8 protein-coding genes are annotated in these 11,896 nt (G+C 41.6%); 2 read left to right on the top strand and 6 right to left on the bottom strand.

Annotated elements, in window-relative coordinates:
* Position 1 precedes the first annotated feature (1 nt).
* From WAE59_RS02265 to WAE59_RS02250, 4 genes are all read right to left on the bottom strand, one after another.
* Complete coding sequence (locus tag WAE59_RS02265; protein WP_337854301.1) at positions 2–715, bottom strand: DUF4843 domain-containing protein; 714 nt, start codon at positions 713–715, stop codon at positions 2–4.
* A 16-nt stretch (positions 716–731) separates the two neighbouring features.
* Positions 732–2,168 carry a RagB/SusD family nutrient uptake outer membrane protein gene (locus WAE59_RS02260; protein WP_337854300.1) on the bottom strand — a complete coding sequence of 479 codons (1,437 nt, stop codon included), beginning with the start codon at positions 2,166–2,168 and terminating at the stop codon, positions 732–734.
* A gap of 9 nt (positions 2,169–2,177) precedes the next feature.
* Positions 2,178–5,504 (bottom strand): SusC/RagA family TonB-linked outer membrane protein, encoded by a 3,327-nt coding sequence (locus WAE59_RS02255; RefSeq protein ID WP_337854299.1) that lies wholly within the window; start codon positions 5,502–5,504, stop codon positions 2,178–2,180.
* Positions 5,505–5,653: 149 nt separating this feature from the next.
* A complete protein-coding gene (locus WAE59_RS02250; protein ID WP_337854298.1) occupies positions 5,654–7,048 on the bottom strand; it encodes a TlpA family protein disulfide reductase in 1,395 nt (464 codons plus the stop codon).
* 127 nt (positions 7,049–7,175) lie between these two features.
* On the opposite strand from WAE59_RS02250, the gene WAE59_RS02245 reads away from it, so the two are divergent.
* Both WAE59_RS02245 and WAE59_RS02240 read left to right on the top strand, forming a co-directional pair.
* Positions 7,176–7,784: an RNA polymerase sigma factor gene (locus WAE59_RS02245; protein WP_337854297.1), complete on the top strand. Its 609-nt coding sequence runs from the start codon at positions 7,176–7,178 to the stop codon at positions 7,782–7,784.
* A gap of 62 nt (positions 7,785–7,846) precedes the next feature.
* The gene (locus tag WAE59_RS02240) at positions 7,847–9,052 is read left to right on the top strand and encodes a FecR family protein (RefSeq protein WP_337854296.1); all 1,206 of its coding nucleotides are present in this window, start codon (positions 7,847–7,849) and stop codon (positions 9,050–9,052) included.
* Between the two features lie 196 nt (positions 9,053–9,248).
* Here the strand turns inward: WAE59_RS02240 and WAE59_RS02235 are convergent, their stop codons facing one another.
* Positions 9,249–10,466 (bottom strand): thioredoxin family protein, encoded by a 1,218-nt coding sequence (locus tag WAE59_RS02235; protein ID WP_337854295.1) that lies wholly within the window; start codon positions 10,464–10,466, stop codon positions 9,249–9,251.
* A 56-nt stretch (positions 10,467–10,522) separates the two neighbouring features.
* Positions 10,523–11,887 (bottom strand): RagB/SusD family nutrient uptake outer membrane protein, encoded by a 1,365-nt coding sequence (locus WAE59_RS02230; protein ID WP_337854294.1) that lies wholly within the window; start codon positions 11,885–11,887, stop codon positions 10,523–10,525.
* Between the last annotated feature and the right edge of the window lie 9 nt (positions 11,888–11,896).

Raw genomic sequence — 11,896 nt, 5'->3', positions numbered from 1 at the left:
GTTAAAAAGTAACGCGCAATCCATTTTCATCGATTAACGGTCCGTTTGTGGCTTCATAATCAGCTAAAGCCTGCCTAAGTTTGACGGGCAGGTTAAATTGCTGATCTACGGTAAGTGTCGAAAAATCGCTCATGCCGAGAACGCCGATCATGAACTTAAGCTTTATCTGACTAAAAGCACCAAAAATCCCCTGTACACCTGGCCAGTACGCTGGCTGTATAAGTCTGTTGGTTACCGAAACTTTAACTCTGAGTTTGTTAATGGTTGTGGTATTGTTAAATACTGGTAACTGGCCAATGGCTCCCAAAATAAAATCGTTGTTTTCTGCCGCATCAGCTACGATGTCGAAGCTTCTAGTGGTCATTTCTGATGAATTTAGCAAGATAATTGGGTATTTGAGCTCGAGCTTACCTGCTGGCAGTTTAGTCTCGGGCAACAAAAAATCCACACCTAACCTTGCAGTGGTTCCCGGACCAGCAACTACTTTTACTATGCGATCGTGGTCAGTTTTACGTCCGACTACCCGCATATTGAAATAGACCGTGTCACGAACTTTCGGCGTAACGTTGAAGGCAAAAGAATAGGAAGTAGAATCTGCACCCTCAACAGTACTGGTATAAAATGCAATACCGTCCTTTTCCGAATAAAAAGGTACTTCTTCCTTTTTACAGGCAAACAACAAACAAGCTAATGCAATAGCGATTAAATATCTCATAATTTTTGAATCATTATCATTTATAAGTTGGGTTATATTCTAATTCTAGTAGTGGAATGGGCAGGGTATAAATGGCAAGGGAGGGAATATCCGCTGTCATAAACTGCATACGCATCACATTTTTACGCTTATAATAGTAAAATAGCTGTCCTTCCGCGTATAAATCCTTCCTGTATTCTTTTTGAATTTCGGCTTCCAGGTAGGAGGCTGTGCCCGTTGTAGCAAGCGCAGGCAGCCCCCTCACTTGCCTTACCGCATTTAAATACCCAATACCCTCACTTACCGTTCCCGCTGTTTCGGCAAGTATATAGTTCATTTCTGAGAGTCTGATCACTGGCACCAATTGGCTAAGTCGGTTGGTATCTAAAGTATTTGCTATAGTTACACTATTGGTTTGCCAATACTTAGAAGGAAATTGAAAACCACCATCCAGTTCAACACGATATAGATACCTTAGATCGGTCGCACCGCCTGAGGCGGTTTCGTAAAGTGAATTAAAATTAGCCTGACTGGTGGTAAATTTATCATTAATGGTCGTAAAATACCTGAAGTACGTAGAAGTACCATTATCTGCCCAGCTTGCGATGTCGCGTACCCTGAACATCAGTACGAGTTCGGGAAGGTAGAGCCGATCTCTGGAACCTGCTGCTGCCGACGCTGCCGTAGAAGTTACGAACGGGAATTTTCCTGAAGAAACTACTTCTAAGGCAGCCGTTCGGGCACCTGTTCTATCACCAACATACATGCGAATTCTAGCTTCAAGTGCTTTCACTGCATAATAGTTCATCACGCTTTTCCGAGCCTTTGTATTGGTGACAATAGGATCCGCGGCCTTTAAAAGTGTGGCAGCCTCGGCAAGATCTGCCAAAACCTTGTCTATTAGCACTTTTGTAGTAACCGCCGGTAAGGGTAATTGGCTCACTTTATCCACATAAGGAATTGCCTTTTTATTCTCTCCAGCCGTGTATTCGGGACCAAATAATCTTAACAAATCGAAATGCATTAATGCACGCATTCCCAAAGCTTCTCCTCTGATCGTTGCATAACTTGTGTTGCTTAGCAACGATCTTTTGCTCTCGGTAAACGAGATGATCTTGTTGGCACCAGCGATCAGGTTGTAACCGCTTGTCCAAATGCTATTGGTTGTCGACATTACTGCAGCTGCTGTGTAGGAAAAAGTTTTTGCCTCGCGGTGCGTCGCACCTGTTGCCGTTAACAGGTAATCCTGCTCTAATGCAGATACAAATCCCATGGTAAGGTTATCACCATATAGGCTACGGCTTGCCGCTTGTGCATAGATACCATTCAACGCCTGCTGGAAACCTGCTTCAGAAGCAAAAGCATCTTCTTCTGTGAGCTGAGTAGCGGGCTTAACCGTTAAAAATTTCTTGCAACTTACAAAGCTCATCAGCAATGCAAGGAAGCCTAAGAGATAAATATTTTTTTTCATCATGTTTTCAAATTATAAACGTGCACGTAAGGTGAAGTTGTAGCCTCGCGAGAAAGGGTTCGCAGTACCACGCTCATATTGTACGCTACTAAAACGAACAGCTTCATCCTGTAGACCGGCTAGCAGGTCTAAAGAAGCCAGCCCAAGCCTTTTAATTAAACTACTGCTGGAAAAATTGTATCCCAGGTTAAGTGTGCTCAGCACAATGGTGTTGTCCGTTTGCACAAACCTAGAGGTTAATTGAGTTCCTCCCGAAATTGCTGATATCCGTCTATATTGTGTTACATCACCTGGCTGGGTCCAACCAAGTTCATAGGCTCTTCGGTCGACATTATTTCTTGGATTCACATTTTCCACTCGGTTAAGCAAAGTTGAGTTATATAGTTTGGCTCCAAAACGGTACCCAAAGTTTACGTTTACCGTCCATCCTTTGTACATCAGGTTACTTCCAAAATTTCCATTCCATTTGGGGTTGGTATCACCAACAGAAACTTTATCTGTACCCGACCAAACATAAGTACGCTCCCCGCTCAATGTCTTAAACACTTCCCATCCTGTAGCAGGATCGATCCCCAAAGAAGGTACGACATACAATGCAGACATCGACTGTCCAACCTGGAATTGCTGATTGGGAACATTCTGGGCAGCGTTGTTCCTTGTCAATATTTCATTGGCAATGCGCAGTGCATCCGACATTTCTTTTAGAATGTTCTTATTTCTCGATCCATTTAGGCTAACAGTCCAACGAAGCCGATTTTGGGCATTATTTAAAATTTGATAATTGACGGTGAACTCAAAACCCGTATTTTGTGTTGTCCCGATATTTTCGGCGTAATTTGTGAAGCCCGTAGAAGGAGCTATGCTTACCGCCATAATGGCGCCTTCGGTATTGTCGCGATAGGCATCCAAAGTCAGGTTGAGTCTATTTCTCAGTAACACTGCATTTAATCCCAAATTTAGGGTCTTGGTTTTTGACCAGGTTAAATTGGGATTGGCCATGCCCGCTAAGGTAGAGCCTATTGCGCCATAGTAACTCGTTCCGGTGCCTAAATTATACCTGAATTGAGATGCAGAAGCATCTTGATTCATCGATCCTCTATATCCATAATTAGTCCTAAGCCTTAAGATGTTTATCAGGTCTTTATTGGTAATAAATTTCTCATTATGTAAGTTCCAGCCAATTCCGGTAGACCAAAAAGTACCGAACTTATTGTCCGTTCCATAGGTAGATCCTCCGTCGCGCGTCAAACTAGCGTCAACAAATAGTCTACTATCAAAGCTGTAATTTCCAGACCCTGTGAAAGTAAGGTTTCGGACAATGGATTCGAAGCCAGTGGGACGGCTGTTAGGCTGATATTGCGCAGCAAACAAAATGTTATCCAATTGATCAGTCGGGAAACCTTCGGCGACCATAGTATTGGAAGCTCTGGTGTTACTGCTGACAGCCGCCCTTCCACTTAGCGTAACTTGGTGGCGATTAAAATCTAAGACAAGGTTGGCTACTGTATTATTTGCGATATTTGTACTTGTTGCGTTGCCTATTGTATATGAGCCTCTCCTACTCAAGTCAGTTTGGCTGGCAAACTGCGAGTCAAGTCCCGAGAAGAACTGATCCGACCCATTTTTTTCACGTCTAAGGCTAAGGCTCGTTTCTATAAAAAAATTTCTGCCGGGTATAAACCTCATCGAAGTATTGTTGGTTACCGATAGGCTATTTGCAGAATTGATTGAATTTAAACCTGCATCGTATAAGGGATTCGCTGTTTGGTACAAGGTATTGGATAAAACCTCGTTTTCTACATAACGTTTCATGCCTCCATCTTCGTCATATGGTGTCCAATAAGGGTTCATGGTCACATAATTAGAAAATGAACGGTATGGAGACTCGTTTGAAAATGTTTGGGTGATGTTGGTATTATTGCTCAACTGGATCTTCTTTACATTATAGGAGAGGTTCATATTTCCCTGATAGTTTTTTCTATCCTGGCCTTTCATCACTCCACTCATCAGATCGGTGGTCAGTTGTACATTGTAGCGCACTACGGCATCTCCACCTTGCAAATTGAGGGATGTTCTATTGGACGCGCCATTTTGTACAGGGTAATAATACCATTTAGTATCAATTCCTCTAGCTACATAATCACTGCGCAATTTATATAACTGGTCATCCAACAACATTAGCCTTCCATTAGCCCCGCTACTATATAAACCTGCTCTCCGCTCAAAATCAAGTTTCTCCTCACTATTCAACATATCATACCCCGAAAGTACAGGCGTATTGAGTCTGAAATCATGCGTCAGCGAAACGATCAGCTTTCCCGGTTTAGGTGTTATCGTTGTGACCACCATAACACCATTGGCACCCCTGGATCCATATATAGATGTGGAAGACGCATCTTTAAGCAAGGTAACCGATTCGACCATATTCATATCGAGGTTAAATACGCGATCCAAAGAAACTTCAAAACCATCTAAAACAAAAAGGGGAAGATTGGGATTCACATCAAGATTAAAATTGCTTCCCAAATTCGGCAACTGATTTTGACCCCTTATCTGAATATTAGGAAGAGTATTGATATTACCACCAGCTATATTGTCTTGAAGTATCCTAAAAGAAGGATCCAAGGCAGAAATACCAGCAAAAATATTGTTCGTATTCATCGCCTTTAGCTCGCTACCTGTAATTGTAGTAGCGGCACCAGAAAAGGTACCAGCCTTTTTTACAATCCCGGTACCCGTTATCACGATGTCCTTCAATGTTTGCTGATCTTCATCCATAGCCACGTTGTAGTCGGAGTTAGGTCCGATCGATACTTCAACCGTTTTATAGCCAACTTTACTAAAAATAAGCGCTGCAGCACTTGTGGGTACTTTGATACTGAACCGGCCATCGTTCTTGGTTTCGACTGCCATGTTGGTACCCTTGACGGTTACATTCACCCCGCTGATTGCAACCTTCCCGTTTTTCGTTCCAACAAAGCCGTTAATGACCTCTTCCTTTTTGATGGCATTGTTGGTTTTTGCCTTATTATCGGTAATTACAATGGTTTTATTTTGAATCACATAGCTAATCTGCTGATTAGCAAATATATTGTCCAGCAAATCAGTGAGCTGTGCACTTTTTGTTTTGACAAATACTTTTTTAGCACTGTTGAACTGGGGGGTTGTAAATATAAAATCGTAATTATTCTGTCTTCTGATTTCCGAGAAGAGTTCGCTAAGCGTATACTCGTTCTTCGTTAACGTAATTTGCTGTGCACGCACAGTATCCGTTAAAAGGAACAGAAATACAGCTAGATATAGTAGGTGTCGAAAAATCCTTCTAAGTGATAGGTTCATTAAGAGTTTGGTTTAAGTTGATAGCTTATTTGTTTACTATGTTGATAGGTGGTTGCCTATCTGTTGTAGGTGTAGTAATAATTATGTCATATCTGCTCCCTTTCTTTTTTAGTTAGTAATTATTAAAATGACTTCTAGCGATAATTAAACTATTTGCCCACGACCTTCTTCGAAAGCTCGATCATGCTGGAGAGTTCAGCCACCGCAAAGTCTACGTCGGTGCTTGCTCCTTCCATCTTAAATCTGATATCGCCATTCTTATCGATCACAAACTTTGCTGGTATACCCTTAACCTTAAATGCACTTACCGCCGGATTAACCTTACTCGCATTTTGTAAATCCATATAAATTGGCAAATTTTCGTAGTTGTTATCAGCAAAATATTTTTTAGCTGCAACAGTTGCATTGGCCTCTTTGCCCTTTGCTTCCCAGGTATGGATAAATAAAAAGGCTACGCTAGAGTCATCTTTATATTTATTAACGGTAGCCTGCATGCCTGGTAGGGCTCTTTTGCATGGACCGCACCAAGTAGCCCAAAAATCGATAACAACGGTCTTATTTCTAAAATCCGAAAGTGACACAGTTTTACCGTCGGCATCAAGTACAGTAAAAAATGGGGATTTTTCTTTGATCATTAATTTTTCTACTTCATGGAGCATTCCCTCATTCATTTTATTCTCAAGGCTTGCAAAATAAGCCTCAACATCTTTTTCACGATTGACACGTTGGTATGCAGTTCTTAATTCCTTCTTCATCGGATCGCCACCAATCCTGGCAAGTACGGCCGCCTCCAAATGGGGAAGTGCCTCCGAATACCTTCCTATCTTACTCATCATGAGGTAGTAACTAGCTTCTATGTAAGGTGTTCTTTTTGATGTTTGGTTATAATAAGTTTGAATAGACTCAAAAGCTTTTTGATAATCACCAAGCTCACTTAATACGTTACTTTGCGATAAGAGCAGCGACATTCGGCTCTTTTCTGATAGACTTCTTTTATTCAGCTCACTGGCCAAATAAACTGAGGTTGTTTTAGCATCGAATAGACTAGCCATGCTGATGGTCATATCGATAGCATTAGACCTCGCCTGCTCAGACATCAGGTCCAGGTATTTAAATGCACTAGGAGCGTTTTTTTCTTCCAGAAAACTCCTTACAATGTAAGCATAAAACTTGTCTAAGTTTTGGTTAGGAAATTCGGATTTTAGCTCAGCTAAAGCTTTTTCTTGCTGAACGATATCTTTACCGATCATTTTTCTAGATGCAACATTTAGGGCGACAGTACCCTTTGGAAATTTATCTATAGCGATCCGTCCGACCGAGTCGGCCAGATGTCGGTTAGTAAGTTGATAATAGGTGTAAAGGGTGTTGTAGTCTTTTTCCTGACCAGAAGCGCCCAATTCGGCCAAAGTGGTGTGGAGTTGGTTTTGATCTTTTATACTCCGCAATGCGACGACTTCGGGAGTTTGATTAATTACTTGCTGAGCTTGGGCGCCCACTGAACAGATGGTAATGGTAACCGCAAGAAATGTGCTTTGAATTTTCATTTCAACTTTGATTATTGGTTAGGTTATTAGTTTTGGTTTTCTTTTGTTAAAGACAATACCAAAATTGAGATGGGGGGGAGACAGGTTAATTTTACCTTAGTTATTTATAAATATTATATTTGGCCCTATGCAAACATTTAGTACAGATGAGGTTAAAAAGCTTTTGATTCAGATTCAGCAAGGAAACGAATTTGCTTTTACAACCTTGTTTGATCTATATCGACCAAAAATATACACCACGGCACTTCGCATTACCAGAGATGAATGGACCGCTGAAGAAATACTGCAGGATACTTTTGTAAAGATCTGGAAGGTCAGAGAGAGCCTCGGCGCAATTGATAATTTTGACGCCTGGTTGTATACTGTTGCGCGTAACGTAACTTTTAATGCATTAAAGCTTAAGGACCGAGAAAAAGTCAACTACGACCAGATGTTACTGGACAGGACTGTTACATTGTATTCGCCGGAGGCCGATGTTGACCTACAAATGAAGGAATTCCAACAGATTTTGGAGCAGGCTGTAGCACGCTTGCCCCCTAAACAAAAAGCGACCTATCAACTCATCAGGGAGCAGCATTTAAGTCGCAACGAGACCGCTACGGCGCTAAAAGTTTCGCCCGAAACGGTTAAATGGAATTTAGACCAGGCAATGAGAAGTATACGGGCCTACTGCATGATGCGCTTGAGTGGAATACCTCTAGTTTTTATTGTTCATTTTTTTTCGAAAATATATTAAATCCTTACCCCCCAAATGATGCGCCCTATTGTCATACCCTATAAACCTCTACCCTACATACAATGACCAAAAACGAGCGATTAGCTTATTTAATAGAAAAATTAATGGCTGAGCAGGCCAGCGATGCAGAACATACTGAAATGTTGCAACTGATTCAGGATCCTGCAAATGAATTGGATGCCAAACGCACATTATTGCATGCTTATCAAACGTCCACCAATTTGTGTGACCTATCGCCAGAGAAACAAGAGCAAATTCTAACTGCAGTTCTGCAGTCGGATAAAGAAGATATCGCACAAACGGTCAAATTAAAATTATTCAGTCTAAAAAACCTGGCGGTGGCGGCCGTCTTGCTGATCTGCACTTCCATTGGATTTTACTTTTTAAAGCCAGTTTCCTCTCGAAGTGATCGAAAGATTGCTCAGCAAGAAGATGTGCTACCAGGCAGGAAACAGACTACATTAACCCTGGCAGACGGAAGCGTAATTTCATTATCCGAAGCTAATAAAGGAAAGATTGCAACTGAAACAGGTTTAGTGATTACAAAACAGGCAGACGGAAAGCTAGTTTATGAAGTGTTAGATCATGGCAGAGGTCCTATTTCCGGTTTCAATACGATTGCAACACCTTATGGTGGAAAATATGAAATTACACTACAAGACGGGACAAGGGTTATCTTAAATTCGGGGTCTAAAATCACCTATCCGCTTTCGTTTGCAAAGGAGAATAGAACAGTTATTCTTACAGGAGAGGCCTATTTTGAGGTCGCCAAAGAAATGAACAGGCCGTTTATCGTACACACGCCTTCCATAAATGGTATATCTGGCCAGGATGTAAGGGTATTAGGAACGCATTTCAACATCAATGCCTATCCAGACGAACAAGCATTTATAACCACATTGTTAGAGGGAAGCGTAAAAATAGAAACTGAAAATACTATCGAAGGGAGGTTGCTCAAGCCCGGACAGCAAGCTACAATAAAACAAAGCATCGTAGTTAGCTCAGCCAATGTAGATGCCGCAATTGCTTGGACCAACGATTTGTTCGATTTCACAGACCTTCCGTTAAAGGATATGATGCGTAAATTGGCAAGGTGGTATGATATTGAAGTGGTTTATCAGGGCGAGGTAGCGCCAATTGGCTTTTGGGCACAAATATCAAAAAACAAAAAATTATCAGAGGTGCTAGCATCAATTGAAACGACCAACAGTATCCACTTCAAAATTGAAGGAAAAAAAGTAATCGTTTCCCAGAAAAAAATCGAGTAGAAAAGTTCACTTAACCCCTAGTTTGAGCGTCTCAACAACAGTTTGCGTCGCCCCAACTGGTGGTAAGGATTCGCATAGGGATACTTGACGATTACCCATGTCCGCTGCTGAGCATTAAAAATTCCCTGAGCAGCTGATGCCGCTCAGGGAATTTTCTATTCAACAAATGCAAAAAATCAATAACCTATAAAATTGATCATTTACCTTTCATCATCCAATCAAGTATGGCCGCGTATTTTGCTTTGCTATCCCCGGAAACCAGCCTGACTGCAGTTTGCTCCATAGCGATTGCTTCCTCTTTTTCTCCCAGCTGATATAGGAGCTGGGCATACGTATCCAGATAGACAGGTTCTTTACGCTGTGTCTTCTCTACGCTGCTTTTGCTCCAGGTCATTGCGGCAGCTATACTGGCTTTTTCATTGCAATTTTCTAACACTATCCTTGAAAAGTAGTTTAGTGCACTGGGAATCAACTCTGAGCCATATTTGTTCATATAAGATAGAATTGCCGGTTGGAATCTGTCCCATTTTTTTGTGAGCTGAAAGAACAGGATTTTCACCATATCTGTAGATTTGCTGATATCTACAGCTGGATATTTTGCCTGCACAGCACTGACCAGAGAATCTACATCCGAATGAGTATTGCTGAAAACAGGATTTATGCTTTCCCTGACAATTACACTACTCAGAATTTCGTTCGCCTTCCCTGGCCCAAGAATAGAATCGACCTTTGTCATATTGTTCAGCATCAGCTCAAATCCCTTTGAATTACTTTTTTGAACGAACCTGCTTAAGAATTCCATATTGTCCTTTGTATAGAGTTCCTTCTGCGTAGCCAGGTAAGCATCTGCAAATTTTGTTGCATTTTCCTGGTCGCCGGCACCATTAGCTGCTAAAGCCAGCTGTCTTAATTGCTGGGGAGATGCCAGACCAGATTCATATTTTTTTATCAACGTATAGTACTGTGCTTTAGGATCAAGTCCGATTTTTGCTCTGGCAATAAAATCGTCAGCAGTGCCCCCACCAACAATTCGGTGCACCAACTCCCCCTTTGGCGAGAAGATTAAAAACGTAGGATAAGCAGTAATTTTAAATTCACTGTTAATTGCTTTAGCGTCTGCATACCAACTTTTTACTTCTCCACTATCATCCTTTGTTTGATCAAACTGTACTTTTACATTAATAAAATTTGTGTTAAAGAAATCGCCAACCTGCTCTTGTGTGAAAATCTCAGTGGCCATTTTTTTACAAGGTGCGCACCAGGTAGTGTAACAATCTACAAAAAGGTATTTGTTTTCTCTTTTTGCTTTCTCTTTTACCTGCTGCCATGAAAGGCCATGTTCAAAGTAGATGCCCTTTTCCTGCGCGGTACCTGCAAAGGGCAACAGCAGCAATATTAAAAATAGTTTTTTCATTTGGGTTGTTTTTTTTTATTGCATAATTATATTTCCAAAGACGGCTTAATTTATCATTAAGGGTTTTGTGCCATGTCGGGATTAAATTGAAGTACCTGTAACGGAATTTTAAGTGTGTAGCCCGGACTGTGGGGCTGAAGCGTTGCAACAACATTTCCTTTAGCGTCAAAGCGTGATACCGTGAGCATACGGTCCTCTATATCTAACCGGCGCATATCAAACCAACGAAGCCCATGAAATGGAAATTCAAAAGTGCGCTCTCTTAGCACCCAGCCCAGCACCACATTGGCATCTGTTGACTGTAGTGCCTGGTAGACAGCAGGAAACCGTTTAATTCTTATTTCGTTTAGTTGCTGAAGTGCAATCGACAACTCATTATTACGTGCCGCTACTTCTGCAATAATCAATTTCATTTCCTGTACTGATGTACCGAAATTTGCATAGGTAAAAAATGGAAAAGTGATAAACGGGGCAAAAAGTGTATTTCCTCTGGCTTTATACGCATCAGTAGTCCTAAACCATTTGAAGCGTTGATCTTGACGGTCGTAGGTATTAACGAAATCTAATGTGGGCATTGGGGTAGCTACCACACTCCGTCCGTAAATGACATCTGCTTTTAAGGCAATTGAAGTATTTTTTGGTTCATTGGCCGGCAAGGCATTATAATCCAACATGGTAGCACCGGTCTTTTGCAAGGCGAGCTGAGCATTTATCCTGGCGTTTACGTAGTCTCTCTTATAAAAATACGCCCGAGCTAAAACACTGTAGGCTGCAGCAACATCGGCACGGAAACGGTTCTGTGTATTTTGTGCGGGCAGCATTGGTAAAGCCGCATTGATATCTGATATGATATGGTCATAAACTTCCTTTACGGTTGATCGTGGAGGAACTTTCTGGGTAACCTGATGCGAGGTAACAAAAGGGACGCCCAAGTCTGTATCGGCCGTTGTAGCGTCATAAGGTTTTCCATACTCATTGATTAGATAAAGGTATTCAAATGCCCGTCCTACAAGGGCTTCGGCCCTAAGACTATTTTTTTGCTGGTCTATGCCTCCAGTTGCTTGATCTATACCCTCAAGTACGGTATTGTATTTGTTAATGTTGCCATAGTGAGCTCCCCAAAAACTTGGTGGTATGGTTAAGTCGGACGTAAATTGCTCTCCCCAGGTATAAATCAGCTCAGTTACAGTTGAGGCAGGCGTTCCAATCGACGGAATATCAGCATTGTCACCCAAAATATCCAGTTGGGTAGGTAAATTAATAGCGGTAGCGGCGTCATTGAGCCATTTGTCATAATCTTCAACTGTTTGGAGCAAGGTGTAGCCCTTTGGCGTAACGTCCAGATACTTGTCGCAGGCGGAAAATGTGGCACTTACAAAGAGCAGTACAACAAATTGAGGTATATATCGATTTAATTGCATGGTTGTCAG

Source organism: Pedobacter sp. GR22-6, from assembly GCF_037402555.1.
Taxonomy (GTDB): Bacteria; Bacteroidota; Bacteroidia; order Sphingobacteriales; family Sphingobacteriaceae; genus Pedobacter.
The sequence above is the reverse complement of the archived record's forward strand: the minus strand, read 5'-3'. Positions and strand labels throughout refer to the sequence as shown.

Excerpts from the sequence above, each read along its gene's own strand:
- WAE59_RS02255 (WP_337854299.1), bottom strand. The coding sequence starts at position 5,504 with ATGAACCTATCACTTAGAAGGATTTTTCGACACCTACTATATCTAGCT.
- WAE59_RS02245 (WP_337854297.1), top strand. The coding sequence starts at position 7,176 with ATGCAAACATTTAGTACAGATGAGGTTAAAAAGCTTTTGATTCAGATT.
- WAE59_RS02260 (WP_337854300.1), bottom strand. The coding sequence starts at position 2,168 with ATGATGAAAAAAAATATTTATCTCTTAGGCTTCCTTGCATTGCTGATG.
- WAE59_RS02250 (WP_337854298.1), bottom strand. The coding sequence starts at position 7,048 with ATGAAAATTCAAAGCACATTTCTTGCGGTTACCATTACCATCTGTTCA.
- WAE59_RS02240 (WP_337854296.1), top strand. The coding sequence starts at position 7,847 with ATGACCAAAAACGAGCGATTAGCTTATTTAATAGAAAAATTAATGGCT.
- WAE59_RS02235 (WP_337854295.1), bottom strand. The coding sequence starts at position 10,466 with ATGAAAAAACTATTTTTAATATTGCTGCTGTTGCCCTTTGCAGGTACC.
- WAE59_RS02265 (WP_337854301.1), bottom strand. The coding sequence starts at position 715 with ATGAGATATTTAATCGCTATTGCATTAGCTTGTTTGTTGTTTGCCTGT.
- WAE59_RS02230 (WP_337854294.1), bottom strand. The coding sequence starts at position 11,887 with ATGCAATTAAATCGATATATACCTCAATTTGTTGTACTGCTCTTTGTA.